General features: G+C 64.0%; 24 protein-coding genes and 1 tRNA gene. 8 read left to right on the top strand and 17 right to left on the bottom strand.

All coding sequences use genetic code 11. The annotated features are described in order from the left end of the window. Positions 1-248 precede the first annotated feature (248 nt). Positions 249-827: a DUF7090 family protein gene (locus C479_RS08955; protein ID WP_007701211.1), complete on the top strand. Its 579-nt coding sequence runs from the start codon at positions 249-251 to the stop codon at positions 825-827. 133 nt (positions 828-960) lie between these two features. Here C479_RS08955 and C479_RS08950 read toward each other — a convergent pair whose 3' ends face one another. The 6 genes from C479_RS08950 to C479_RS08930 form a co-directional block, all read right to left on the bottom strand. Beyond that, entirely contained in the window at positions 961-1743 is a 783-nt protein-coding gene (locus C479_RS08950) for a DUF7089 family protein (RefSeq protein ID WP_007701208.1), read from the bottom strand. Then, the gene (locus C479_RS17030) at positions 1743-1832 is read right to left on the bottom strand and encodes a hypothetical protein (RefSeq protein ID WP_015299366.1); all 90 of its coding nucleotides are present in this window, start codon (positions 1830-1832) and stop codon (positions 1743-1745) included. The genes C479_RS08950 and C479_RS17030 overlap by 1 nt, the downstream gene beginning before the upstream one ends. 401 nt (positions 1833-2233) lie before the next feature. Continuing rightward, positions 2234-2983: an OapC/ArvC family zinc-ribbon domain-containing protein gene (locus tag C479_RS08945; protein ID WP_007701206.1), complete on the bottom strand. Its 750-nt coding sequence runs from the start codon at positions 2981-2983 to the stop codon at positions 2234-2236. After that, positions 2983-3375, bottom strand: coding sequence for a DUF2073 domain-containing protein (locus C479_RS08940; RefSeq protein WP_007701204.1), 393 nt, complete (start codon positions 3373-3375; stop codon positions 2983-2985). The genes C479_RS08945 and C479_RS08940 overlap by 1 nt, the downstream gene beginning before the upstream one ends. Before the next feature lie 3 nt (positions 3376-3378). After that, a complete protein-coding gene (locus C479_RS08935) occupies positions 3379-4017 on the bottom strand; it encodes an Era-like GTP-binding protein (protein WP_007701201.1) in 639 nt (212 codons plus the stop codon). A gap of 1316 nt (positions 4018-5333) precedes the next feature. Then, on the bottom strand, positions 5334-6944 hold the full coding sequence (locus tag C479_RS08930; protein ID WP_007701199.1) for a DNA-directed DNA polymerase II small subunit: 1611 nt from the start codon (positions 6942-6944) through the stop codon (positions 5334-5336). 146 nt (positions 6945-7090) lie between these two features. Here C479_RS08930 and C479_RS08925 point away from each other — a divergent pair, with 146 nt between their 5' ends. Beyond that, the gene (locus tag C479_RS08925; RefSeq protein WP_007701196.1) at positions 7091-8083 is read left to right on the top strand and encodes a S26 family signal peptidase; all 993 of its coding nucleotides are present in this window, start codon (positions 7091-7093) and stop codon (positions 8081-8083) included. A 275-nt stretch (positions 8084-8358) separates the two neighbouring features. Here the strand turns inward: C479_RS08925 and C479_RS08920 are convergent, their stop codons facing one another. Continuing rightward, positions 8359-10125: a Cdc6/Cdc18 family protein gene (locus C479_RS08920; protein WP_007701193.1), complete on the bottom strand. Its 1767-nt coding sequence runs from the start codon at positions 10123-10125 to the stop codon at positions 8359-8361. A gap of 272 nt (positions 10126-10397) precedes the next feature. Next, the gene (locus C479_RS08915; protein WP_007701190.1) at positions 10398-10883 is read right to left on the bottom strand and encodes a hypothetical protein; all 486 of its coding nucleotides are present in this window, start codon (positions 10881-10883) and stop codon (positions 10398-10400) included. Between the two features lie 245 nt (positions 10884-11128). Between C479_RS08915 and C479_RS08910 the strand changes: the two genes are divergently transcribed. Beyond that, positions 11129-12307: an aspartate kinase gene (locus tag C479_RS08910; protein ID WP_007701187.1), complete on the top strand. Its 1179-nt coding sequence runs from the start codon at positions 11129-11131 to the stop codon at positions 12305-12307. A gap of 101 nt (positions 12308-12408) precedes the next feature. Next, positions 12409-13053 (top strand): hypothetical protein, encoded by a 645-nt coding sequence (locus tag C479_RS08905; RefSeq protein ID WP_007701185.1) that lies wholly within the window; start codon positions 12409-12411, stop codon positions 13051-13053. Positions 13054-13194: 141 nt separating this feature from the next. On the opposite strand, the gene C479_RS08900 is transcribed toward C479_RS08905, so the two are convergent. The 3 genes from C479_RS08900 to C479_RS08890 all read right to left on the bottom strand — a co-directional run bounded on the left by C479_RS08900 (position 13195) and on the right by C479_RS08890 (position 15004). Then, positions 13195-13548: a hypothetical protein gene (locus tag C479_RS08900; protein WP_007701181.1), complete on the bottom strand. Its 354-nt coding sequence runs from the start codon at positions 13546-13548 to the stop codon at positions 13195-13197. Positions 13549-13639: 91 nt separating this feature from the next. Continuing rightward, positions 13640-14299 (bottom strand): metallophosphoesterase family protein, encoded by a 660-nt coding sequence (locus C479_RS08895; RefSeq protein WP_007701178.1) that lies wholly within the window; start codon positions 14297-14299, stop codon positions 13640-13642. 102 nt (positions 14300-14401) lie between these two features. Next, a complete protein-coding gene (locus C479_RS08890) occupies positions 14402-15004 on the bottom strand; it encodes an IMP cyclohydrolase (RefSeq protein ID WP_007701176.1) in 603 nt (200 codons plus the stop codon). Positions 15005-15132: 128 nt separating this feature from the next. Between C479_RS08890 and C479_RS16795 the strand changes: the two genes are divergently transcribed. Both C479_RS16795 and C479_RS08885 read left to right on the top strand, forming a co-directional pair. Next, complete coding sequence (locus C479_RS16795; protein ID WP_338034099.1) at positions 15133-15954, top strand: homing endonuclease associated repeat-containing protein; 822 nt, start codon at positions 15133-15135, stop codon at positions 15952-15954. 60 nt (positions 15955-16014) lie between these two features. Beyond that, positions 16015-16087: transfer RNA gene (locus C479_RS08885), tRNA-Gln, on the top strand. A 126-nt stretch (positions 16088-16213) separates the two neighbouring features. Here C479_RS08885 and C479_RS08880 read toward each other — a convergent pair. Then, complete coding sequence (locus tag C479_RS08880; RefSeq protein ID WP_007701173.1) at positions 16214-17245, bottom strand: LLM class flavin-dependent oxidoreductase; 1032 nt, start codon at positions 17243-17245, stop codon at positions 16214-16216. Between the two features lie 285 nt (positions 17246-17530). Between C479_RS08880 and C479_RS08875 the strand changes: the two genes are divergently transcribed. Beyond that, positions 17531-18253 (top strand): rhodanese-like domain-containing protein, encoded by a 723-nt coding sequence (locus C479_RS08875; RefSeq protein WP_007701171.1) that lies wholly within the window; start codon positions 17531-17533, stop codon positions 18251-18253. Positions 18254-18296: 43 nt separating this feature from the next. Here C479_RS08875 and cgi121 read toward each other — a convergent pair whose 3' ends face one another. Together cgi121 and C479_RS08865 are read right to left on the bottom strand one after the other, a co-directional pair. After that, positions 18297-18806: a KEOPS complex subunit Cgi121 gene (gene cgi121 / locus C479_RS08870; RefSeq protein ID WP_007701170.1), complete on the bottom strand. Its 510-nt coding sequence runs from the start codon at positions 18804-18806 to the stop codon at positions 18297-18299. Further along, positions 18806-21196: an ATP-dependent DNA helicase gene (locus tag C479_RS08865; protein WP_007701169.1), complete on the bottom strand. Its 2391-nt coding sequence runs from the start codon at positions 21194-21196 to the stop codon at positions 18806-18808. The genes cgi121 and C479_RS08865 overlap by 1 nt, the downstream gene beginning before the upstream one ends. 168 nt (positions 21197-21364) lie before the next feature. On the opposite strand from C479_RS08865, the gene C479_RS08860 reads away from it, so the two are divergent. Continuing rightward, positions 21365-21784 (top strand): universal stress protein, encoded by a 420-nt coding sequence (locus C479_RS08860; protein ID WP_007701168.1) that lies wholly within the window; start codon positions 21365-21367, stop codon positions 21782-21784. 41 nt (positions 21785-21825) lie between these two features. Here the strand turns inward: C479_RS08860 and C479_RS08855 are convergent, their stop codons facing one another. The 3 genes from C479_RS08855 to C479_RS08845 form a co-directional block, all read right to left on the bottom strand. After that, entirely contained in the window at positions 21826-23034 is a 1209-nt protein-coding gene (locus C479_RS08855) for an inorganic phosphate transporter (RefSeq protein ID WP_007701167.1), read from the bottom strand. A 204-nt stretch (positions 23035-23238) separates the two neighbouring features. Then, entirely contained in the window at positions 23239-23751 is a 513-nt protein-coding gene (locus tag C479_RS08850) for a hypothetical protein (protein ID WP_152415846.1), read from the bottom strand. A gap of 176 nt (positions 23752-23927) precedes the next feature. Next, positions 23928-24752, bottom strand: coding sequence for a site-2 protease family protein (locus C479_RS08845; protein WP_241430177.1), 825 nt, complete (start codon positions 24750-24752; stop codon positions 23928-23930). Positions 24753-24929: the final 177 nt, after the last annotated feature.

Here is a 24929-nt window from a genome sequence, read left to right as displayed (position 1 = left end):
GAAGGAGTGGTCGACGTGGGCCGGGTGGAGTGGTCGACGTGGGCCGGGTGGAGTGGTCGACGTGGATCGGAAGGAATGGGCGCCGTTGGTCGGACGGTGTGTTCGAGGTGAATCGAGCGTCGGAGAAACGCCCGTAGTGCGGTTCGGAACCACCTGTGGCGCGGTTCGGAACCACCCACCCACGACGGGCCATACGTCACCCCGGATCCACACCGTTTATGGTCTGGCCCGTTCCTCTTTCGCGCACTATGGAGTACGCGCTCGACATCGACGGCGCACCCGAAACCGTTCCGGGGGGAACGGGGATTCTCTTGTTACACCCGAGTACCGGTGAAACAGATCGTATCGACACCGACTTTCTGAAGTCAGACACCGATCGCTTTCTCGTCGTTTCGACCCGAACGACCGCTCGCGAGGTGAGCCAAAAGCTAGAACACTACGACGTGGACGAGCGCTGTGCTGACATCCTCGACACCCTGAGCATCGAACGCGGCTACTCCCGGCGCTCGAAAGACCACGTCTCCTACGTCTCGGCACCCGACCACGTCGACGGGATCGTCTCCGGCGTCGCCGACTTCTTCGAACGGACCGACGGAAAACGCCGGCTCAGCTTCGACTCGCTCACCGAGCTCGCTTACTACGCCGACGAGGACGAGGCGCTCACCGCGGCCGAACGCATCCTCGCACTCCTCGAAGACAACGACGCCGTCGGCCTCTTTCACCTCTCCGTCGAGGTGCACGACCAGGACGTCTTAGACGAGTTCGCGACGCTCTTCGACGTCGTGATCGAACTCGACGAAGATGGGACCACCAGCGTGGAGTATTGAGCAGCGGGCTCGGGCGAACGACCCTCAGCGGACGACGAGAGTAAATCTGACCCCCCGAGAGTACGTCGTATCACGTCGGGAGTTCGTCCCATCAGTCCGAGAGCGTGTCGTATCACGTCGAAAATGCGTCCTCTCAGTCCGAGAGTGCCGCGAACGTCCGGTCGGCCCACTCGATCGCGAACGCACTGGCGTGGTCCCGGTAGGCCTCGGTGTCCAGTGCGTCGAAGGGCTTCGGCAGGTCGAGCCCGTGTTTGATGGCGCTACAGGCTAGCTCCGTCGCATCGGCGAACGAGGTTTCGCCCCGTGCGACAGCACCGGGGAGCGATTCCACCCGTCCTTCGAGTCGAGCGCCGGCGTCGCGCCACTGTGCGGCGAGGTCGGGTCGATCCGATTCCCAGGAGGAAAACTCCTCACGCGTGTGAAGGCCGATCCAGCCGTCGTACAACGCGGCCGCGATCTGGTAGGTTCCGGCCGGACCGAGATCGACGGCCGCGTCGAGGTCGCGATAGCCGGACTCGAAGAAGCCGAGAAAGTGTTCGGGAACGTCCAGTGAACACTCGACGATCGCTTCAGCCAGCAGGAAGTCGACGAAGCCCTCTGGCGACCCCTCGAGACGAGGTTTGACCAGGACGATCGGTGGGGTCGTCTGTCGCGTCCAGACGACGCTGCCGTCGCCGGGCATGCCGATAGTGAACGTCGTACTCGCGTATCGCTCGAGGACGTCCGGCCCCGTCGGCGGGATCCACTCGGTCGGGTAGTGACTCGGCTCGAGTGCGTCGACGAGGAGGCCGAGTTCCTCTGCCTGTGCCGGCGGCAGGGTCTCGAAATCACCCGCCGCATCGTAGACGAGCAGTTCCGGCGCGTACGCAGCTCGGACCGAGTCGACCGGCGGTGAGAGCGTTCGCTCGCTGAACATCACAGCAGTCCGAGCTGGACGACGAGTGCGACCGAAACGACCGCAGCGACGGCGACGGTCGAGAGGACGATTTTGGTTGCCTGACTCATGACTGAATGGAGTCGATCCGGTCGCATAAATCCATCCGTTCGCCGGCTCACCCGCCAGTCGTCGGTTCGATCTGGCCACCTGTTCACCGGGTCGGACTGGCGACGAACTCTGAACGCGTTGGGATCGCCCCAGGACTCCGAACGGACCCCTCCGTTTCGACTGGAAATTCAGATCGATCGCCAATAGGCCGGATACGGCGAATCTATTCCTCGACCGTCGGCGTATCTCCAGGTGAAATGAAGGGGTGGGTTCCGGCGTTAGTCGGCTCCGGCACCTGGAGCTGACGAACGATCGAAGATAGAGACACGTGACGGCCGCAAGAAGCGATCGATGGACCGATACCAGTCGGCGCAGCGATGCCGTTCGCGGATGAAGTGCGAACGGATCGGAGAACGGGCCGTCAGGAGTCGTGCCAGCTCTCGGGGACGTTGATCACGTATCGACCGTCTTCCTGGAGGGAGACGATGTGTTCTTCCCGATCGTACAGCTCCATCAGGTTGAGTTCGTACTGCCCGGGGTTGACGATCTTGATGCTCTCGAACTGCTGGTTGAGTTCCTCTCTGAGCTGGTCGATCGAGGGTTGGTCGGTTTCCGGTTCGCTCACGACGCGACCGTCGTCTGGACGGTCCCGCGCGTCGGTTTCTCGGGTGCCGTCGGACGCGTCGGTCGTTGCCCCCTCGGTTCGACTGGAGACGGCTTCAGTGTCGGTGGCGGTTCGGGGGAGTTCGTCGGGCGAGACGACGTCGCTTCGGGCGGTTGCCTGTGCGTCGTCTTCCTCGCCGTTCACCCACTCGAAATCGTCCGCCATCGCGTCCGTACCCGCTTCCGCAGGCGACTCGTCTGCGAACGAGCCGTCGAGCCGACCATCCTTCTCGGCCGGTCGGCGCGCCGTCTCGGGCCACTCGCGATCAGGGGCCTGTCCCGAGGTAGCACTGGCCGACGCCGGATCCTGGTCCGCCGTCGCCGTCGCGTCTGCCGGTTGCTTCGATTCCGTCGCTGGGGTCGCCTCGCCACTGGAGGCGTCGTCCGATGCCTCGCTCGTAGCGGGCGCGAACTGGAACTTGTTGCCACCGCAGTCCGGACAGCCAGAGAGCATCTCCTTCGAGCCGTCGGGAAATCGTCGGTCGCAGTTCGTACACTGGTGTGGCATCAGTTGCGAGAGACGAGCGCGCTGATGAGCGTTTCGTCCTTGTGGAGTGTCTCGATCTGGTTCGCCGGGCCGATCGCGGTCAGTTTGGCGTTCGAGGAGTCGCCGCCGACGAGGCGACCCAGGAACGACGAATCGCGGGTATCTGACCGGGGATAGGTTTCGATCTCGATGCCGTTGAACTCGTCCGGGCTGATCTCGGCCATCGTCACCTCGATGAGTTTACTCTCCTCGTCGGGCGAGAGTCCCTCCTCCAGGATGACGATGTTGCCGTCGTGGACGCCATCTAAGATCAGGCGGATCTTCTCCATGCTGGTCAGCCCATCCATGCGTGCACCGCTCACGAGGTCGATCTGGACGCCGTCGCCGTCGTCCGGTTGTTTGGCCTGTGGCATGGTTCACCCGAAGTACTCCGCGATGTTGTCGTAAACCTCGTCCATGTTGTCGCCTTCCTTCGCCGAGAGGGGGACGGTCTGGTGCTGCGGGAAGGCGTCCTCGATCCGCTTGATGCTCGAGTCGTCGAGGTCGATCTTGTTCGCGAAGATCAGGACGGGCAGGTCTCGCGATTCGATGATCCCGATGAGCATCGTGTTGACCTGCGTGATCGGATCCTCCGCACTATCCAGGACGTAGATGACGCCGTCGACGTCTTCGCGAAGCCAGTGCATCGCCTCGGCGACTCCTTCGGTCGCTTCGCGAGATCGGCGGACGGCGTCGTCCTTCTCCATCTCGTCGGTGAACTCCTCGTAATCGACCTTCGTCGTGACACCGGGCGTGTCGACGATATCGATCGTCACCGTCTTGCCGTTGCGTTCGATCTCGACGTTCTCCTTGCGTCGCGCGCGACGCGTTTCGTGTGGAATGTGGCTCTCGGTTCCGACGGCATCGCCAGTCCAGTCGCGCGCGATCCGATTCGCGAGCGTCGTCTTTCCGGCGTTCGGTGGACCGTAGATACCGATGCGCTTGGGCTCTTCGTCGGAGAAGAGCCGATCGGTGGCCCGAGAGATACTATCTTTCAATCCTTTGAGCAGACCCATCTATGGCAACCTCCTGCACCCGCGGGTGCGTCTGGCCAAACGACAGGTTCGCATTCACTTAAGCCTACGTCAGACGATAGTCTCACGAATCGGTGAGTGAGCGAGAATTCCGACCGATAACCTGGGTGAGTGGATATTCGCTGGTGTGCGGAACTCTCGACTGGGATCGGAGACGGCGACGGATGTGTGACCGGAATCGATGATGGATCTGTGATCCTCGGGAGTTGTCAGTGGCCTCCCCAACCCCCCAGTTTCGCGTGGAGTCGTGATCAGACAGAACAGAATTCGGCCGAGAGAGTCGACTGCCGGGGAGTCTCACCGACTGTAGCACTTACGAGAATCAGATCTATATTGAGAGGAGAAGCCGCAATACTGACGAATTCGGCTTTGGTCGAGTGAGTTCCATCGATAACACCGCAACGCTTCGGGAGAATGGGCTGTGCGCCGTTCAGTTGTCCGGATCGGCGAGACGTTCCACGTGAATTGTACCCACAGATCGTTCCCAGCGATCGATCGGTGAGGAACCAACAGTCGAGATTCGATCACGGCAGTATCCCAATCGTAGCGTGGACAAGACGATAATCCTTACCACGACATATGGTGTCGTCCGCCAGTGATAGATCCCCCACCCCACCATTTCGAGTGGAACAGAAAACTCCCCTACCAGTCGATGAGCGGTGGACCGGCTGCCATGATTGAATCCCCAGCGGAGGAATGGGCCTTCAGCGGCGCTACACACGATATTCCGACAGCTCTACGAGTCGTATCAACGAAATCTAGATAATCGATCGAACAACAGCGACCGGAGCAGATTATCCTCTACAACAACACCACCCACCAACTCATCTTCTTCTAGTTGGTTTACGGATACTGTTTCAACCATACCATGATAAGTGTTCCTGTGTTAATAGCCTCTCGTCGAGGGTGGCCGTTTCACCGTTCCAGTCGAAACGAAGGGGATGGGGGGTCCACCGTTTCACCTCGAATAGCTTCGGAGACGTCCAGCCGCTTGTTCCGTCTTTCTCTCGTTTCCCTTCTCTCGTCTCTCCGGGGACTCTCGGCAGAGTCCCTCTCCGAGACAGCAACCTCTTCGAGACAGCAGCATCTGGACGAGCTGACCGCTCTGCGTAGGTGATTCCTGCCGTCGTCTCTCGTCCAGGTGCGGAGAACGGGTCGAAGTGGCGGTTCACCAGTCCCGGCACGGTTCGGGTGGACAGCGTTCACTCGGTTTTGGTCGATCGGTCCGATCGCTGCGAAGCAGGCAGCTCCGCACGAACGATCGATTACCTTCCCAGGAGAGACTATTCGGTCTCTTCTCAGGAGAACTTTCGAACGGTCACGTCGAGCGTGCTGAGATCGACGATCGGGGCGAAGCCCGAATCGGGGTCGATGTTGACGCTCTTCTGGAAATCCGTCTGCGCTTGCCAGCAACCCGAGTTGATCGCGAGCACGTCGTGATACTTGCCGAAGCCGAGTTTGTGGACGTGTCCCGTGTGGAAGATGTCGGGGACGGATTCCATCACGAGGTGATCTTTCTCTTCGGGAGCGAGTCTTGTGTGGCCGCCGAACTGCGGGGCGACGTGGCGTTTTTTCAGCAGCTGGTACATCGCTTTGTGCGGTTCGTCGTAGCTCGCTTTCTCCGACGGCAACTCCGCGATCACTTCGTCGAGCGAGACGCCGTGGTACATGAGAATCGAGACGCCCTCGATCTCCACGGTCGAGGGGTTACTCACGATCTGTGGATCGTGGGCGGACATGATCGATCGCAACTCCTCGTTGAACCCCGGTTGCGGTTCGGCCAGCCGAACGGCGTCGTGATTGCCAGGGATCATCACGATGTCGAGGTCGCCGGGGACCCGTTTGAGATACTCGTTGAAGGCCTCGTACTGTTCGTAGATGTCGATGATGTCGAGTTCCTCGTCCTGGTTAGGGTAGACGCCGACGCCTTCGACCATGTCCCCAGCGATACAGAGGTACTCGACGTGCTGGGCCTCCTCGGTGTGGAGCCAGTCGGCGAAGTCGTTCCAGGCGTCGGCCATGAACTCCTCGCTGCCGACGTGGACGTCGCTGATTAGCGCGGCCTCGACGTGTCGATCGGCGGTCTTCGGCTCGTGCGTTCGCGGCACGTCCGGCGAGTACATGCTATCGACGAACGCGATCCCCGAGTCATCGGCGAGCGTCCCCTCCATCGCGATCACCTCGTCTCGCAGCAACTCGTCGACGAGGTCGACGTACTCGCGATCTTTCATCACGAGGAAGGGAAACGTCCCGGTCGTGTCCTCGAGTTCAACTAGCCAGTGACCGCTCGCCGTCGAACGGATGTCGTTCACCAGGCCGATCATCGCGACGTCGCTACCGCCGGGCATACTCTCGATCGAACTCGCCGGTCGGTGGTTGACCCGGCCGCTCAGCTTCGAACTGAGTTTGTCGAGTCGATCCCGAAAGACGGCGATGAAGTCGCGATACTCACCGGTCCCGGTACTCTCACCGGTCATGTCGCCACGAACGGCGATGTCGCGCTGTGACCGATCGCCGGCACGCTCGAACCCCCCTGTTTCAACTGCATCCACGGCCGCCTCGTCGGACGGATCCGTGGCTCGCTCTCCAGGTGAAGTGGTGGGGTCCTGGCCAGCCGTGTCAATTTCAGCGCCCCCACCGGTGTCGGTGGCCTGTACGGACGCGCTCGCTCCCGCTGCTGGCTCTGATGAAGGCGATACATCCCGAGTGCTCGCAGAATCTTCGTCGAGCACTCGTTCGACGTCGTTCGCGCCAATAACCAGCGTTTCATCTGGAGTGTTCTCGAGCACAATATCGAGGGCCTGATCCGGGTTCGGCCGGGAGGCGAGCAGCGTCACGGCTTCTCGCTCGGCGTTGTATCCGTGCGCCGTCAGTTGCTGGACGATCCGGGCCGGACCCTCGAGTGGCACAGCACGGAATTCGCGACCGCGCCCAAAAACGTATTGACTCTCACTCGGAGACTGATTTTCACCTGGGGATGGGTTGCCCACTGGGCAGCACCGAATCACCTGCGGGAGCAGAAGGTTGATTTTCTACCCGCGTGAACGGGGCTGTAATGACCGACAGGGGGTCCGACTCACCACCGGACGAGTCGGATCGTACCGGCGACCGAGGCGATGGACCCGCTCCTAGGCCGTCGACCGAATCGGAACGGGCGTCCGATCCGTCACATCGACACCCGCGAGGCTCGGAGACGGCGAAGTCGTCGGGCGGCGACGACGCGGAGTCACGTGAGCTCGGTGGATCGGGTGCCCGTGAGTATTCGAGCGAATCAGGCGGGTCGAGTGCCGACGAAGATCGGCCGAGCGCCCGTGGTGACCGGCCGGTCTCCATCGAAGACGACGGGATCCTTCGCTGGTTCCTCAAAGCGGATTCCGGCGCCGTCGTCTACGTCCGGGATATCGCCTCGAGTGTCGGGTTCGTCATGCTGATCGCGCTCATCCTGTTCGGCGTCAGTGGCGTCTGGCCGCCGATGGTCGCCGTCGAAAGCGGGAGCATGGAGCCGAACATGGAGCGTGGCGACATGATCTTCGTCGTCGAGGACGACCGCTTCGTCGGCGACGGGGCGATCGGCGAGACGGGAATCGTGACCCGCGCGGTCGGGAGCGAGACCGGCCACGACAAATTCGGAAATCCGGGTGACGTCATCATCTTCCGTCCCGGCGGATCGGAGTTCGAGACGCCGGTGATTCACCGCGCGATGTTCTGGGTCGAGAAAGACGAACGGTGGACCGAGACGAAGGCCGACGCTAACGCGCTCGGCGGGGCGTCATGTAACGAGCTTGCCACCTGTCCCGCTCCGTACGACGGGTTCATCACCAAGGGCGACGCGAACGGAGGCTACGACCAGCATCCGAGCTACGGTGCTGATCCGTCGCAGGTCGTCAAACCCGAGTGGATCGAAGGGAAGGCCGCGTATCGAATCCCGTGGCTCGGCCAGATCCGTCTCGCCGTCGACGACGTCCTCGGGAACGGCATCCCGCCCGAAGAGGCAGCACCAATCGCCGCCCTCGGCGGTGGACTGGTCCTCTCGCGGCGCGTGACGTAACCGGTCGTAGTCGCGGTTTCGTCGGTTGGGGGCTTCGTCGGACGGAGAGTCAGATTTGTCCGTCCGATGTGGACGTTCGATCCGCCCGATACGGACGGTCGAAGCCGATCCCGTTTTTTTCATCTCGGTTTCGACATCGTGAATCGCGCGTCCCGATGCTCGGTGGACACGCGGCTGACTGGGCAGAAACTGGCCGATTCCACTCGAAGGAGGGGGCTCGTGTCGGTCGGCAGACTGCCGATCGAACGGATTCCGGAGACACAGCCTGGTCGCGATCAGTTGTCGAAACGGGCCTGTACGAAGGGTTGGACGTCGTCGATGTCGGAGAGTCGGGAATCGGATCGGAGGACTACTTCCGTCTCTTCGAGTGGAACGGAGAGGCTGATCTCTTTCGTCCGGCCGTATCGGCCCTTCGAGACGACGACGGCGTTGACGATTCCCAGCATGTCGAGTTCGCTGATGAGGTCGGTGACGCGACGCTGCGTGAGGACGTCCGTATCGAGTTCCTGACAGAGCCGTTTGTAGATGTTGTACACCTCGCCGGTGTTGATGCTGTGGACGCCGTTCTGCTCGAGCATGATGATCGAAAAGAGGACGAGTTTGCTCTGCGTCGGGAGGGTCCTGACGACCTCGACGACGCGATCCAGTTCGATCTTGTCCTGGGCCTGGCGAACGTGATCCTCGACGATGGTGTCCGTCTGGGATCGTTCGGCGAGTTCCCCGGCCGTCCGGAGCAAGTCGAGCGCGCGACGGGCGTCCCCATGTTCCTGCGCGGCGAACGCCGCACAGAGTGGAATCACGTCGGGTGAGAGGGCGTCGCCTTTGAACGCGACGTCGGACCGATGCTGGAGAATGTCCCGGAGCTGATTCGCGTCGTACGGTGGGAAGACGATCTCCTCCTCACCGAGTGAGGACTTCACGCGCGGATCGAGGAAGTCGGTGAACTTCAGGTCGTTACTGATACCCATGATCGAGACGCGCGAGTTCTCGAGTTCCGAGTTCATCCGCGAGAGGTTGTAGAGCGTATCGTCGCCGCTCTTCTCGACGAGCTTGTCGATCTCGTCTAACATGATCACGACCACGCGTTCGGAGTAGTCGACGGCGTCGAAGAAGACGCTGTACACCCGGTCGGTCGGCCACCCGGTCATCGGCACTTCTTCGAACGAGTCGCGGTCGTCCTCGAGCTCCTCGATGCGTTCGGTGACGGCGTCGATCGAGTCGAAGGGCGTGTCCGCGAGCGGGTGCGTGGGTGGTACTTCGTCGACCCCCGTCGCTTCGGCTGCAACACCGCCGTCATCGTCGTCTCCGTCGCTCGAAACGACTGACTCGTCCTGGAATTGAACCGTCGGTTCTGACTCGGGATTTGCCGTTGTGGACGGCGCTTCGTCGGTCCCATCGACCCCGTCCGTTTCAGGTGGAGATTCAGCGCCGTTATCGCCCGTTTCGTCCGCCGTCGACTGCGACGACTGGTGTTCGTCGGCTTCGGTCGTCGACGACTTCGTGGCGTCCGTCCCACTCCAGTCGTCGTCGATCGATTCGGCACGGTCCTGGAGATCCGTCAGTTCGTCGAGTCGGTCGTCGATCCACTCGTGGTTCTTCTCGATGAACTTGTTCGCGAGCTGGGCGAGAACGCGGTACTGGGTGTCGGTCACCTCGCAGTTGATGTACTCGACCTCACAGGGGACGCTGTACTTCGACGAGGTCTGTTCTAACTCCTGGCTGACGAATTTCGCACTCGCCGTCTTCCCCGTTCCCGTCTTGCCGTAGATCAGGATGTTGGACGGGGTTTCCCCGCGCAAGGCGGAGACGAGGATCGTCGCCATCTTGTTGATCTGGTCGGATCGGTGGGGCAGTTCGTGTGGCGTGTACGACGGGCGAAGGACTTCCTTGTTCTCGAAGATCGGTTCGCCACTGAGGAGATCGTCGAAGAGTCCCTGATTCGACTCGTCGTCCCCGAGCGATCGCTCCTCGGGCGCGGTTCGAAAGCCCGGTGTGGAGCCGATTCCGTCGGTGTCGTTCGTGTGCGAGTTGTCGTCAGCCATCCGTCGTACGTGCCCCCCTTTGTTTCAACTGGAGATGATCCGCCGCATTCGTCGAAATTGCAGGACAAACGTCCTGTGGACCTAATTTTGGTATTCTGAGATACCCTCGAAGGTCCAGTTGATGCAGACGAACCAGATGAAGACCTGCCTATTAAATCTATCCTTCTCGAAACCAGTCACCGACCGTGATCGAACGCAACGACGTTCAGTACACGGCCGATACGGAATAGGTGAATACCATCGCTCGCGGAACCGTATCCTGTGGAAGGGTTTCAGGTGGAGTCTGCCGTGTCGTCCAGGCGAAACCGTCGCGTCGGTTCGCCCTCGAACGGCGGCCCCGCTCCGACGTCTTCGAAGCCGCCGGCCTCGAGCCGCTCGCGCTGGCGCTCGTTTCCGATCGGGACGACGGCTTCGACCGGCATCGATTCTGCCCGCGCGAACGAGATCGGCTCCTCCAGGAGGCGCCGACAGGCCTGATCCGATCCGCGCACGTTCGTCACGAAGACGGTGTCGGCGTCGGCGTCGAAACTGACGAAGCCGAGGATGTCGGTTTCCTCGTCAGCCCCGGGCCGGGCGTCCGTCGCCGATTCGTCCCCTGACGGGGTGTCTCCGCCGGACGGCGCCGGTCGATCGTCGGTCGACGGTACAGCGACGCGAACGGTCCGGGTGTGGAGCTGGGACCTGAGGACGTCCGTCGGGGCGTCTGCGAGCCCGGCGAGGGCCGCCGCGTCGGCTTCTCTGGCGTCTCGGACGTTCATTTGCCGACCTCTACGGAAGCCAGCCTGAAAGATGTCCCTCTCGAACCCGACCGGCCCGTCGAACGTGCGCTGTTGCCCGAGGGCGAGGGGGCACAACGCGGCCGTCCGCTGCTCGTCGGTGGCGCTCTCCGGGAGTGGGTAAAATTCCGTCCGAGGGACAGGGTTATCACCAGTCTTCCCAAACTGGCAGCCATGTCGAACCGGGTCTCGAACGGGTTGGATCGGACGGCTATCGGGGTGGTTTCGTGCGCGTCGTAGCCAAGTTCGGCGGGACGAGTCTCGGCAGCGGTGATCGGATAGCCAGAGCGGCCGACTCGATCGAGGCGGCAGTCGCCAACGGCCACGAGATCGCCGTCGTCGCGAGTGCCATGGGATCGACGACCGACGACCTCATCGACGACATCACGTTCGAGGCGTCGGACGCCGACCGTGCGGAGATCGTCAGCATGGGCGAACGAACGTCAGTCCGGATGGTGAAAGCGGCACTGACGGCACGGGGCGTCGATGCGACGTTCGTCGAACCCGGCGATCCCGAGTGGCCGGTCGTGACCGACGAGTACGGCGAGGTCGACGTCTCGGCCACGCGAGAACGGACCGAAGCGCTCGTCTCGACGCTCGACGAGACGGTCCCGGTGATCACTGGGTTCCTCGCAGAGGGACCTGATGGAGCCGTCTCCACGCTCGGGCGAGGTGGCTCGGACACGACTGCCGTCATGCTCGGGTCGTACATGGACGCGGACGAGGTCGTCATCGTGACCGACGTCGAGGGCGTCATGACGGGCGACCCACACGCCGTCGAGGGGGCACGTAACGTCGGCGAAATCTCCGTCGACGAACTTCGAAACCTCTCGTTTCGCGGTGCCGAGGTCGTGGCACCGTCGGCCCTTTCCTACAAGGACGAGGCCCTCGACGTCCGCGTCGTTCACTACCAGCACGGCGATCTGTTGACCGGCGGCACGACGATCGAGGGGACCTTCGAGAACCTCATCGACCTCCGCGAGCGCCCCCTCGCCTGCCTCACCGTCGCCGGCCGGTCCATTCGCAACGAATCCGGCGTCTTTCAATCGCTCGCGGGTGCGCTCGGCGACGCCGGCATCAACATCGACGTCGCTGCGAGCGGCCTCGACAGCATCACCCTGTACGTGGACGCCGAGGAGGCCGGGCGAGCGGAGAACATCCTCCACCAGCAGGTCATCGAACGGCCGGAGGTCGCGTCCGTCACGGTGGACGAGCCGCTCGCCATCATCCGCCTCACGGGTGGCGAACTTCCGACACAGCCGGGAGTCATCCACGAGATCGTCGACCCCTTCGCCGAGGAGCGCATCCAGATTCACGACCTCGTCACGTCGGCCACCAGCGTTGCCATCGTCGTCGCCTGGTCGGATCGCGAACGCAGTCTCGAACTCGTCCAGGATCTGTTCTGAACGCGGAAACGTCACGTTGCCCGCCTTTCGTCACGGTCCGCCGTCGAACGAATCACGGTAATCGGCGCGTAACGAAGCGGGTATTCGGTGGCTCGTCGGATATGACCGACGACGTACCCGTCACTGAACTATTCGAAGACGTCGAGGCCGACCCGGACGCGATCATCGCCGCCTACGGCGCCAATTCCCCCGAGGATCTCGTCGACGGGCCGGGCGAGCACGATCCACACCCTGATCCGGTTCTCGACGGTGACGTCGACGGGGCCGTAGAGCGACTCACCGAACTCGCCGACCTGACGCTCGACTCGACCAGCGACGATCACGGCCCCCGCGACGACCCCACGGACTCCGCCACCGAGCCCGACCCGTCCGCCGGGGCGACTCCACAGACCGATACCGACACAGACGGCCCGCGATACACCGCCGATTCGGTCGGTGGCGGCGTGACGGTCGACGTGCTCCCGGGAGACGGCGAGAGCCTCGGGGAGTTCCTCGGACTCGACGACACTCAGGAGGCGTCGACGGACCACGAACCCGTCCTCGTCGGACCCGAGCCGGCGGCGACCCGGGTTTCGAACGAATCGTTCGGGCCGGCGGCCACCCCTCCAACCGCCGACGGCCCAGGCGCGGGACCGGCGACGTGGCGACGAGCCGGGAATCGACCGGATCCCACACAGACCGACGCTGACGCAGCAACCGAACGGGAGACCGAACTCGCTTCGTCGGTGTTCGAGTGGGTCTCCTGAGTTGCGCTTTCACACTGCTCGGTGCACGAGTCAAGGGTACGGACGGTAGCATTCTGTTCGAACGGCCAGGAGAACAGTTTGCGCTCCAGTCGGGCTTCGAACGGCGACGAGCGGTACTGGCGTCGCGCGGCGAAACACCGCTTACCTGCTGACGACCGTCCGTGCGCGGTCGGTCACCGACTGCGTGGACGATTCCTCTCGACCGCCGAGGTACTCCTGCACGACTGCGGGAATAGCCGGGCCCTCGGTACTTTCGCCGCTGATCCAGTCGGGAACCATCGATTCCAGTTCCTCGCGGCGCTGGTCACGCATCGTGGCGTAGCGACGGAGGACGAGGCCGACACCGATGAAGAGCGCGGCGTCTCTGAGTTCGTGGCGGAAGCGCGTCGAATCGTCCCTGAGAGCGATGGCCTTGACGAGCGAGACGCCGCCGATGGCGAGGTAGACGAGGCTCGTGCGGCGGGGGTTGCCGGTGAGTAGCTGTTTGGGGGTCATCCAGCCACGTCCTACCACGTCACCCGTGATAGCCGTTCGGTCACGTTCACCCAGGCGAGAATGTGCGACCGCCGTCGACCACGCCGAACCGCTACTCGCCGCGAGCGAGTCGCGATCCGATTCGGGTGGGGAGGCCGGCCTCCGTGACGCCGTCCTGGACGCGTTCGATGTCGTACTCGACCCGGTGGGTCTCGACGGTCATCGCGTCGAGATCACAGATGGCATAGGCCGCTCGCGGATCGCGGTCGCGGGGCTGGCCGACACTCCCCGGGTTGACGACGATTCCGTCTGCGAACCGCTCGGCGTGCTGGACGTGCGTGTGTCCCATGACGAGGACGTCCTCGTCCGTTAGCATCCCCGACGAAAACTCCTCGGGGTAGGTGTAGCGATCCGGATCGTCGGGATGGCCGTGGACGATTTTCAGTCGGCCGTCGAACAGCGTTCGTTCGTCCGGGAGCGACGCGAGCCACTCGCGCTGGTCCTCGTCGAGAACCGTGAGTGCGTGCTCGACACCGGCAGCGGCCATGTCGTTGAACTGAAATCCTGTTTCCGTGACGACGGCCCGATCGTGGTTACCCATCACGGTCGGAACGTCGCGCTCGCACAACGCGTCGACGCAGTCGCCAGGCCAGGGATTGTAGCCGACGACGTCGCCGGCGCAGACGAGCGCATCCACAGCCGGGAGATCCGCGAGTACCGCCTCCAGCGCGACCCGGTTGCCGTGAACATCGGAGATGAGACCGATCTGCATTGCCTGAGCGGAGGGGTGCCAGCCGTATGTGTGTTTTTGCCCGCGACGGCGGTCGAGGTCGACGCGATGTCGCGCGATAGCGGCGTCCGACCGGTGTCGCCGTCAGTCTCGACCGTTCTCGATCGCGGTCGTGAACCCGTCGCCGTCCCGCGTCACACCCGCGGCGCAGACGGCGTGTTCGAAGTCGAGGTCGTACGCGACCGTCGCGGCCGTCTCGGCGTCCGTCGCGTCGAACTCGAACGCGGCCGGCGTGTCCCGTTCGTAGGTGGCGACCAGCGTGGGTTCGTCGACACGCTCGACGAGGAGGGCCTCGCGACGGACGGTCGCGATGGTGGCCTCGCCGTCGCCGTCGAGCACCCCCGCGATTCGCGGGGTATCGTAGTCGTCCTTCTCGAAGTCGAGCGCCAGCAGCGCCGTCGCCAGCGCGTCGCGAGCGGGGTAGCCCAGTTCGAGCTTTTCGGCGATCGGATCGACGTGCGAGCCGTTGCCGATCGCTGCCGCCTCGCCACGCGGTGTCTCCACCGTGCGCAGGCAGTTGTAGGCTACGTACGGATTGTCCGTCTCCGGCGCGTCGGGCGTCGGCCCGACGGTCAGGGTGGTATCCTCGTCGCTCCGATCCGTGATATGGCGATTCGGGAACGAGCGCGACGACACGCGATAGGCAGCCGTTTCGGGACCGACGACAACGAAGCGTCCGACGTACATACGCGTGCATGCACTGGAAGCGGGTAAGTTGGTGTCGATTGCCAACTGGCGCCCACTCGTCGATCGGCGCGGAGAAATCGGAAATTTCGGAAGCGTACGCGTAGCGACTATTATTTATTCCGTGTAAGATGGTTACGATGTCAACGACGGTCTCCGAGTGCATCGACGCCCTCCAGCGCGCTGCCGCGGAACTTGGCCAGTCGCCGACGAAAGCGCAGTACGAAGCGTTGGGATTCACTCCGGCGTCGGCAACGATCATCCGGACTATTGGTAGCTGGAACGAGGCAAAGGTGAAGGCGAATCTCGAAACGTATTACTCTCGCGGTCCCAGGGTCAGTCCAAAACCGGACGATATTGACCTTCCTGACGATCGTGACTGGTCCTCGTTGTCAGTCGATCAGCGGTGGCATTATCGAAATCGAGAGTGGAACACGAAACGGACATTGCGTCGACGAACCCGTTTACGAGAATGGGTCAGAGACCAACGCCAGCAGCGAGGCTGTACCCGGTGTGGCATGAACGATCCCGGGTGTCTCGATTTTCACCATCGAAAAGACGAATCGAAGCGGATGAACGTGGGGGAGATGGTTACGTACGGGTACGGAAAAGACGCACTTCGTGAGGAGATTGCGAAGTGCGACGTCCTCTGTGCAAATTGCCACCGACTGCTACATCATCAGGAACCGTCGTGCGACCTCCGACGGTGGAAAGTGACGCAAAAACGGAAGAGCGGCGGCTGTACCCGCTGCAGTGAAGAGCGGGCGGCGTGCCTCGATTACCATCACACGGGTGAGGACAAATCGATGAGTGTTTCGCAACTCGTTGCCAACAACAGGCCAAAGGGAGAGGTACGCCGTGAGATGAAAAAGTGCGTTATCCTCTGTGCGAACTGCCACCGGAGAGAACACTACCATCCTTCGGATACGGCTTTACAAGCCGATCGACACTAACACGATTGGCTGGGTATAGATCGAAACCACTATACCTCAAACCGCCTTACGGCTGTGTACAGTCCATTAGGGTAGCGGCCAATCCTTCGAGCTTCTGGGGCTCGAGACCCTGGTTCGAATCCAGGATGGACTACTTCTCCGTCTATTGCTAACTCAGCGTTGCGTGTATCTTGGATATCCAAAATCCGTCCCACCGGCGTAGCGGGGACGCTACACATCCGACGTCGTCGTGAGCGAACCGAAGATTCGACCCGTCGTCTCAGATCCCGACGCCTTCGGCGAGCAGCTCGTGCGACCGTTTCGCGTCGTCGAAGTCGGGAATGGTGTGCTGAACGATGACGTCGTCGACGCCGACCCGATCGGTGAGTTGGGTGAGGACGGCGTCGATCGTCTTCGGACTGCCGGAGATCGAGCGTGACCACTCGCCCTCGGGGAGCGGATTCGGCGTGTGGTCGGGGACGCCGCCGAGTTCGTCGATCGCCGTCTCGATGGGGGGGATGCCGTCGCCGATGGTCCCACGGGCCATGCGCTGGTAGACCGCTTCGGTCGGGGCTCGCAGGCGGGCGGCTTTCTCGTCAGTCTCGGCACAGACCGCGTTGATCGCGAGCATGCCCGCCGGCTCGTCGGGCCCGGCGCCGATCGGCGAGGGGGTGAACGCCTCGCGGTAGGCGTCGAATGCGGGCTCGGCGAACTGCGGACGGATGAAGCCCGCGAAGCAGTACCGGAGGCCGAGTTCACCGGCGAGTTTCGCACTGGAGGGCGACGACCCGAGCAACCAGGGTTCAGGGGTGTCCTCGGCGGAGCGTGCGAGTTGCAGCCCGCTGTAGGGATGGTCGTCGCCGAACTCGTCGAGCGCGTGTCGGAGCGTCTCCTGGACCTTTGCGCGGTGTTCGGAATCGGCTTCCTCGGGCGTCTTGGGACTCGAATCGTAGCCCATGGCGCGGTCGGCCGCTGGCGGCCCCGTCGCTCGCCCCAATCCCATGTCGATCCGCCCGGGTGCCAGCGAGTCGAGGACGCTGAACGACTCCGCGACCTTGTACGGCTGGTAGTAGTTGAGCAGGACCGTTCCCGACCCCAGCCGGATCGACTCGGTCTCCGCGGCGAGATGGCCGAGCAACACTTCTGGCGTGGTCCCTGCGATGTAGCCCGCCATCCCGTGGTGTTCGGCGACCCAGAACCGCTCGTAGCCGAGGTCCTCGCCGAGCTGGGCGAGTTCGACGGTCTGTTCGTACGCTTCAGTCGCGCTCGAACCCTCGGGAACGTGGGAGAGATCGACGATAGAGAGGTCCATATGTCTGCCTGGGACCGGACGTTCAAACGGGTTGTCCATCCGGCAGTCTGCAAGGAACGCCGTTCGCTCGTCCGTCGGGCTGATACCCTTCGATCGTCGCGGCGGGCCAACGAGCGTGTTATCGAATCCCTCTGTAATTTCACATGGAAAGAAACAAACGAGTATTCCCTCGGTTTCCACCTGAAATAGGGGGGTGTTCGGGGGCTCGACTGGTGTCCGACGACCGAGCCGATTCTGGATCGCGGTACCGTAATGGCTACTTGATTCGAACCCCTGTTCGTGGATATGAACCGACGCGCGTATCTCGCGGCAACTGGTGTTACGACGGTCAGCGTCTTCCTCGGCGGCTGTCTGTCCGACGACGAAGACCGACCGCCTCATCCGGGCACCACCCTCGACGATCCGTCAGAGTACGACGTTTCACCGACTGGTGGGTATAACGTCCCGCTCGCCCCGGTCACAGACGTCTACGGCTCGTATCTGGACGACGACCTGCTCGTCCTCGACGCGCGGAGCGAGGCCGCGTATTCCCGATCCCGCGTCGAGGAGGCGAAACTGAGTCCCGCCGGCGCACCCGACTTCGACCATCCGACGGCCGACGTCGCCACCGATCGGCGGATCGTCACCTACTGCGGCTGTCCACATCACCTCTCGACGGCCCGCGCCGCCGAGCTGTACGACGAGGGCTTCGAGACTGTCTACGCCATCGACGAGGGTTTCGGCGGATGGACCGATAACGGCTATCCGACCGCAGGCTCTGGCACGGCGAAACCCGTCTCCTACGTCGTCGAGGGGAATACCGACGCCGCCGACGCCGGCGAGCAGGTATGGCTCCGCGAACCCGAAACCCGCCAGCAGTACGTCGCCAGGATCAAATCGAACGGCACCTGGGCGATGCACTTCGAATTCGTCGAGGTCGACGATGATACGCTGGCTGTGCTCGAGCTACCGAATGGGACGATCGAGCGCACGCTCGGCGACCTATCGAGCGAAACAGTCCGGCTGTAGTCACGCTCACGACCGGTCTCTGCGGCCGCGATCGGTTCGAGGTTTACTTCTCGACGGCGAGCAGCGCGACGCGTTCGCGGACGAGAGCCGCGAGCGTCGCGTCGGTCGTATCCCGTTCCGCCTCGTCGATGTCGAAGAACTCGGTCACCGTCCGCTCGTCGCACTCGTCGAGAACGGCCGTTTCCGCGAGGTCGAGTTCGCGGCGGAGGGCTTCGGCCGCACCCGCTTCGTCGCCGCCGGTGACGACGATCGCGGCGGGGCCAGTCCCCTCGTCGACGCCCATCTCGAGTGCGCGCTCGATCTGACGGCGGCCGGCGGCGTACAACAGGAGTTCGACAGCCGGATCGCGGGCGATGGCGTCGTCGTTCGCGATCGCTCGTTCGGCGCTCGCGACGGCGCGTTCGAGGTGTTCGGTACCGGCGACGTACCGGGCGTCGAACGCCTGTATCGTGACGTCGTGTCGCTCCGCGACTCGGTCGATCGTTGCCAGAAACGCATCGAGGTCGTCGATCCGAAGTTCCCCGCCGACGATCGTCACGTCATCGGTCGCCATCAGAAGTCACCCAGGCTGGACTGGTCCTCCGAATCGGGTGTCGTCGACGCGTCCGATCCGTCCTCGCTGGTCGATCCAGAGCTGGTGCCGGCTCCCGCGGAACTGGTCGCCTCGACTCCGTCAACCTGGATCGGCTCGACGCCGGCCATCGAGGGATCCTCGCGACCGGCGTTCTCGAGGATGTTCTCGGCCGTCTTGCGCCCTCGAAGAGCGCCGAGAACGATTCCCTTGTCTACGGTTCGTAAGTCGGCTGCCGACTCGACGCCGGCCTGGTAGAGCTGGCGAGCGCGCTTGCGACCGACGCCGCGGACGGAGACGAGCTCCAGGAGTTCTTCCCGGACGCCGTGTTCGACCCGTGCGCGCGCCTCGCGGACGGCGACGCTCCAGTCCGAACTGATCTCCGCGGCGAGCGTCTCCGCGGCACCGAGCAGCCACTCGGCAGTTTCGACCTTCCCGCGGAGGTCGCCGGGGCCGATGGAGTAGCGCTCGGTGAGGCGATCCTCGTCCATCTCGTCCGCCCAGTCTTTGAGGAGTGCGCCGGTCTTCAGCGCCGCGAGCCAGTCCTCGAAGCGGTTGTCCTCGTACTCGCTCGGGGCGTCGCCGAGCAGTTCGTCTTCCAGTTCGTAGTAGAGCTGCCCGTATTTGTCGTCCTCGCCCGAGCGCAAGTAGAGTTCGTACATGTTCGGCGTGCGGGCGATCAGCTGGTAGAGCCCCATCGCCGTTGGGCGGCTGCCGGCCGATTCGAGCCCGTGGACGATCTCCGCGGCGCTCATTGGATCGAGGTAGAGCCGCGAGACCGTGTGGCCCAGGTTCGTCGCCCGGAGGTCGACGTCCTGGTCGGCCTCCGTCGCGAGGTCGGCGGCAGACGTGAACGCGTCGTCGGCGGCATCCGCGTCGGCTCCGCTTCGTGACCCGCCGGCGGTTCCCCCCTCCCGTTCTACGAAATCGTTCCGTTCCAGATAGTCCAGCACGGTGTCGGTGACCGACTCCAGGCGCCCGCGTTCGTTCGTCTGACTCGCGTAGAGCGTCTCGTTCATGAACGAGAGGAGGCCGTCTCGCGTGCTGGCGAAGCCGGAGGCGATGGTCGCGAGGACGTGGGTTCGCAGCGCGGGTTCGGCCGCCAGTTTCGACCGGACGTCTTCGGCGTCGGCCCAGATGTACCGGTCGAACAGGTCGTCCTGCTCGTCGTGGCTCTTCGCGAGGAGGACGGCCTCGCCGTAGGGGTCGAGGCCGGGCCGACCCGCCCGTCCCATCATCTGGTGGACCTCGAGGACGTCGAGCGGGGTCATGCCGCCCGCGGTCGAGTCGAAGCGGCGCCAGTCACGGACGATTACGCGACGGGCGGGCGTGTTGACGCCGGCGGCGAGCGTCGGCGTCGCACTGATGACTTTCAGCAACCGGTCGCGAAAGGCGTCCTCGACGAGCGAGCGGTGTTCACTGGCCAGGCCCGCGTGGTGGAAGGCACCGCCTTTCTCGACGGCGGCCGCGAGGTCCGTGCTCGTCTCGCTGTCGCTGACGTCCCGGATGTCGTCGGCGAGCTCGTCGAGTGCCGCTTTCTCTTCGTCGGCGAGTTCCGGCGCGACGACGTTCGCGAGTCGGCGTGCTGCGGCCTCGGCGTTGCGCCGCGAGTTGACGAAGACGAGCGCGGAGGCGTCCTCGGCGACGATGTCCCTGACGAGGGCGTCCTCCTGGCTCTCCGAGCCGTCGACGGGCACTTCGCGCTTGCTGCCGTCGTCGAAGCTGATGGCGTTTCCGTAGTGAACGCCCATCTGGAGGTCGATCGGGCGCCAGTCGGAGGCGACGAGTTCGGCGTCGAGCCAGTCGGCGATCTCGCCGGCGTTGCCCACCGTCGCGGAGAGCGCGACCACCTGGAGCGCGGGGTTGAGCGCGCGTAACTTCGCGAGGGTGACCTCAAGCGTCGGGCCACGATTTCTGTCGTCGATGAGGTGGACCTCGTCGCTCACGACGCAGGTCAGGTCGGAGAGCCAGTCGGCGCCGTTTCGCACGAGCGAGTCGACCTTTTCGCTCGTCGCGACGACGATGTCGCGGGTGGCGAGCCAGTCGTCGGTGCTCTCGTAGTTGCCGGTCGTGACTCCCACGGAGACGCCGAACTCCTCGTAGGCATCGAACTCGTCTTTCTTCTCGCTCGCGAGTGCGCGAAGCGGGACGATGTACAGCGCCTTCCCGCCGCGTTCGATGGCCGAGAGCATCGAGAGGGCGGCGATCATGGTCTTCCCGCTCGCCGTCGGGACGGCCGCGACGAGACTGTCGCCGTCGGTGGCGCCGGCCTCGACCGCCTCCGCTTGCGGGGGATACAGCGACTCGATCCCCTCGTCCTGGAAGTGCGAGACGGCGCCGGGCGGGAGCCCCGACAGCTCCTCTAAATTCATTACCCGTGGTTGGGTCGTGCTCCGGTTTAAAGTGTCGTGTCGGACGGGGCGCGTCGGCGTTCGGCTGGGGGTCGGTTGGACCCGGTGGTCCAGTCGCCGTGGCAGGCCACCACGGGTCTTCACGGCCGTCGCCGATAGGCCGATGGGGCTGGGTGCCCAATCGGAGCTATGGCCGATCCCGACCACGTCCTCGTCGTCGCCCTCGGCGACCCGGACGACGAAGACGCGCTGGCACACGCCCTCCAGACGTTTCCGGGGGCGGCGGTGACGCTCCTCTCCGTGGTCGCCCCGCTGGATCAATCCGTGAGCGAGGGCCGAATCCTGGAACGGGGAGAAACGCGCCTCACGGAGGCCCGCAATCGAGCCGACGGACTTCGGTCGTCGGTCGATGACCCGTCGCGGGTGACGGTCACGACGTGTGAGGGGCCGCCGGCGGAGCTCGTTCCGTCGTACGTCGACCGCCACGAGGTCGATCACGTCGTCGTCTCCGGGCACGACATCAGTGGCATCGTCCGGCGACTCCTCGGCGACGGAATTCCGGAACTCATCGCGGAGCGGACCGAGGTACCGGTGACGATCCTGAAGTGAGATCGAGGCCGGATCGAGGCCGGTCGGGCCCTGATTCAGGACTATCCGCCAAGTCCGATCGCGAGCACCCGATAAAGCCCGTACCCGACGGCGATCGAGCTTCCCAGCGTTAACAGCCAGAACGAGACCGTGACGCCGATCTTGCGTCGGGAGACGCCGGCTGAACCGGCTGCGAGGCCGCCGCCGATGACACCCGAGAGGATGATGTTGTTGAGCGAGATCGGGATGCCGAGGACGATCGCCAGCTGGGCGATGACGAATCCGGGGACGAGCGCGGCGATCGACCGGCGAACGCCGAGTTGGGCGTACTCTCTGGAGGTCGCTTGCAGCAAGCGAGGTGCAGCCATCCAGGCACCCGCGAGGATCCCTGCGGCGCCGAGTGCGAGCAGCGCGATCCCCGGCAACCCGAGTTCCACTCGGAAGAGATTCTCGAGTGGCCCGGTCGCCAGGCCGACCTGTGAGCCGCCCGAGGAGAAGGCGACGATCCCGCCGAGAACGAGCAGAAACGAGCGAATTCCGCCTTCGACCGAGGCGAGGACTCTCCGACGCACCCAGTAGAACGCGATCGCACCGGCTGCGATCGTCACGAAGACGACTCCAAGGTCGACGCCACCCGCAAGCGAGGGGCCACCGCCGAACTGCCGGGAGACGAGGCCGGCGAGGGTCCCCTGGTCGGCGGTGGGATCCGGGATGACGCCCAGCCGGATGTTGGCGATGATGGCTCCGACCAGCCCTGCCAGTGCCGGGACGCCGACGGATTCGGGGATATCGTCCCGGCGCAGCGTGATCGCGGTCGCGTACGCCAGGCCGCCGGACATGACGGGGACGAGCAGCCAGAAGATCCCGAGTCGCTGGTAGGTCGCCATCGCCGGATCGCCGCCGAGCGAAAGGCCCACGCCGACCATCGCGCCCGTCGTCGCGAACGCCGCCGGGATCGGATATCGCGTGTAGATGCCGATTCCCATGAACGTCGCCGCGGTGAGCAAGCCCGCGATGGCGGCCAGCGGCGTGATCGTCACGCCGTCGATGAGATCGGCCCCGATCGTCTCCGAGATGCTCCCGCCCTGCATGAGCGCGCCCGCGGCGGCAAGTAGCCCGATGATGAACGCCGCCCGCATCGTCGAGATCGCGTTCGCTCCGATCGCGGGCGCGAACGGCGGCGAGTTGCTGTTCGCGCCGAGCACCCACGCCATCGACAGGCAGGCCAGCACGGCGACCCCGATCAGGACGACGAACGACAGGGCGACCATTCCGTCTGTCGTGATTTGCCGACCGGGCGGAAAAGCGTTCCTTCGAGACGACTCGCGTCCGCAGTGGTCGCTTCTCCTGGTTGGGCTTGCGCCCCATCCGTGCAACAGCGGATCGGCGTGGTACTCAGGGACCGCTACATCACGGTCGCGCCCACCGGGTCCGACGCCGTTGATGTCGCGATGCACCCTGCCGAGCGAGCGGACTCAGTCGCCGATGTCGCTCGAATTTCCGACGGAACCGTTCGTCGCCGATTCGTTCCCCGTGGAGCCGTTCAGCGGGTACTCGTCGCGGTCTGTACACCGCTTCGACGTCGTCAACACACCGATCCCGAACAGTCCCAGTCCATCGACCATCACGTTGGGCGCGAAGCAGTCCGGATAGTCGTAATCCTCCGGGGTGACCGATTGCCACGAATCGCCGTCCGATCGCGCCGAGAGGGTGAAGTCTCCCGTCTCTTTCGGCCAGGTCGGTTCAGGAGTGACTTCCTGCAAGTACTTTGATTCGGGGTCATCGGCCGGGAGGTCGTATGACTGATCATGGACGAGTTCCCCTTCCCACTCAACTTTTAGGTCGATGGTGTGGGACTCATCGTGGCTATTTGCCACGAGAATAGCTCCGAGTTTCGATCCATCAGGCTCGCTATCGGTGTAGAAACAGCCAGCCAGTGATCCGGCTGCGACACTTGCGAGGACCGCTCGCCTGGAGGGCGCTTCCATACTCATATAATAAGACAAGATAGATAAATACGTTTGTATCTAATGTGGTATTTAGTCCGTGGGACATTTCCAGCAAGGTTGTAGTGGGGCCCACTCGCGGGTATTTTCATCCGTATAGACGCCCCGAACGGCCGCGGAGCCCCTCGCCTCCGAATCGACTCCGTTCTCGCCTGTGGTCACCCGCGGAGGTGCGGTGCCACGACCGCGACGACGACCGCGAGCAGGGCAACGATACCGGTCGCGTGGACGGTCAGCCGCCGGCGCCGCGCCGTGCGCGGCCGGCCGATCGATTCGAGCCCGAGCGAGAGCACGCGGCCGCCGTCGAGTATCGAGACCGGTAACGCGTTCATCAGGCCCACGTTCGCGCTCAGCAACGCGGTCCAGAACGCGAGGTTCGTCCCGGCGCCGAGTGCGGCGATCGAACCGGCCGTGGGAGGTGCGCCGCCGGAAACCGCCCAGCCGAAATACTGCATGAACGCGTCAGTTGGGCTCCCGGTGACCGGAGCGAACAACGCGGCGAGCGCGAGGACCGCGACGAGGACGTTGTTCGCGACCCCAGCGGCGAAGACGCGGAGTTTACTCCGCCGCGGGGCGTCGTCCAGCGCTTCGCCCGGAAGGACGTAGGCCGCGAGCGGGATGACCCCGAACAGGAGCGCGATACCGCTCTCTCGAACCGGGATCGCTTCCCGCCGGCAGGCGATCGCGTGGCCGAACTCGTGAACCCCCGTTGCGACCACGAGGGCGACGATCACGTACGGTGCGGCTGCGAGCGGCATGAACGCGTTGACCCCCGGGACCGCGACGGTGTTCTCCGGCGCGTTCATCGCGGTCGGATCGGGTTGCTGGAGGGCCAGCCACGCGCCGGTAACGACGACGGCGAGTACCGACACCTGACACGCGAGCAAGAGCCCGATCGACCAATCGTGCCACCGGTCCCACCAGCCACGACGGGCGAGGCCGTCCAGCCGATCGCTGCCGCCGCTGCGGTGCAGGTAGAGCACGCCGGCGCCGACCTTCAACTGCCGCGGAAGCGCATCGTTGAGTCGCGCCTCGAGGGCGTCGACACGTGACTGCGATGAGATCCGGCGGCAGTTTCGCCCGAACGCACGTAACTGTTGACGTCGGTCGGCTCGCGGGACGGGTCTCCAATCGGACCCGAACGCCGATCGTTCGCCGGA

This window comes from Halovivax asiaticus JCM 14624, from assembly GCF_000337515.1.
Taxonomy (GTDB): Archaea; Halobacteriota; Halobacteria; order Halobacteriales; family Natrialbaceae; genus Halovivax; species Halovivax asiaticus.
The sequence above is the reverse complement of the archived record's forward strand: the minus strand, read 5'-3'. Positions and strand labels throughout refer to the sequence as shown.

Bases quoted from the DNA above. Each gene is read 5' to 3' on its own strand.
- cgi121 (WP_007701170.1), bottom strand. From the start codon at position 18,806: ATGGCGACCGATGACGTGACGATCGTCGGCGGGGAACTTCGGATCGAC.
- C479_RS08875 (WP_007701171.1), top strand. From the start codon at position 17,531: ATGAACCGACGCGCGTATCTCGCGGCAACTGGTGTTACGACGGTCAGC.
- C479_RS08860 (WP_007701168.1), top strand. From the start codon at position 21,365: ATGGCCGATCCCGACCACGTCCTCGTCGTCGCCCTCGGCGACCCGGAC.
- C479_RS08955 (WP_007701211.1), top strand. From the start codon at position 249: ATGGAGTACGCGCTCGACATCGACGGCGCACCCGAAACCGTTCCGGGG.
- C479_RS08935 (WP_007701201.1), bottom strand. From the start codon at position 4,017: ATGGGTCTGCTCAAAGGATTGAAAGATAGTATCTCTCGGGCCACCGAT.
- C479_RS08895 (WP_007701178.1), bottom strand. From the start codon at position 14,299: ATGCAGATCGGTCTCATCTCCGATGTTCACGGCAACCGGGTCGCGCTG.
- C479_RS08915 (WP_007701190.1), bottom strand. From the start codon at position 10,883: ATGAACGTCCGAGACGCCAGAGAAGCCGACGCGGCGGCCCTCGCCGGG.
- C479_RS08900 (WP_007701181.1), bottom strand. From the start codon at position 13,548: ATGACCCCCAAACAGCTACTCACCGGCAACCCCCGCCGCACGAGCCTC.
- C479_RS08865 (WP_007701169.1), bottom strand. From the start codon at position 21,196: ATGAATTTAGAGGAGCTGTCGGGGCTCCCGCCCGGCGCCGTCTCGCAC.
- C479_RS08920 (WP_007701193.1), bottom strand. From the start codon at position 10,125: ATGGCTGACGACAACTCGCACACGAACGACACCGACGGAATCGGCTCC.
- C479_RS08855 (WP_007701167.1), bottom strand. From the start codon at position 23,034: ATGGTCGCCCTGTCGTTCGTCGTCCTGATCGGGGTCGCCGTGCTGGCC.
- C479_RS08880 (WP_007701173.1), bottom strand. From the start codon at position 17,245: ATGGACCTCTCTATCGTCGATCTCTCCCACGTTCCCGAGGGTTCGAGC.
- C479_RS16795 (WP_338034099.1), top strand. From the start codon at position 15,133: ATGGTTACGATGTCAACGACGGTCTCCGAGTGCATCGACGCCCTCCAG.
- C479_RS08940 (WP_007701204.1), bottom strand. From the start codon at position 3,375: ATGCCACAGGCCAAACAACCGGACGACGGCGACGGCGTCCAGATCGAC.
- C479_RS08850 (WP_152415846.1), bottom strand. From the start codon at position 23,751: ATGGAAGCGCCCTCCAGGCGAGCGGTCCTCGCAAGTGTCGCAGCCGGA.
- C479_RS08925 (WP_007701196.1), top strand. From the start codon at position 7,091: ATGACCGACAGGGGGTCCGACTCACCACCGGACGAGTCGGATCGTACC.
- C479_RS08945 (WP_007701206.1), bottom strand. From the start codon at position 2,983: ATGCCACACCAGTGTACGAACTGCGACCGACGATTTCCCGACGGCTCG.
- C479_RS08950 (WP_007701208.1), bottom strand. From the start codon at position 1,743: ATGTTCAGCGAGCGAACGCTCTCACCGCCGGTCGACTCGGTCCGAGCT.
- C479_RS08890 (WP_007701176.1), bottom strand. From the start codon at position 15,004: ATGTACGTCGGACGCTTCGTTGTCGTCGGTCCCGAAACGGCTGCCTAT.
- C479_RS08905 (WP_007701185.1), top strand. From the start codon at position 12,409: ATGACCGACGACGTACCCGTCACTGAACTATTCGAAGACGTCGAGGCC.
- C479_RS17030 (WP_015299366.1), bottom strand. From the start codon at position 1,832: ATGAGTCAGGCAACCAAAATCGTCCTCTCGACCGTCGCCGTCGCTGCG.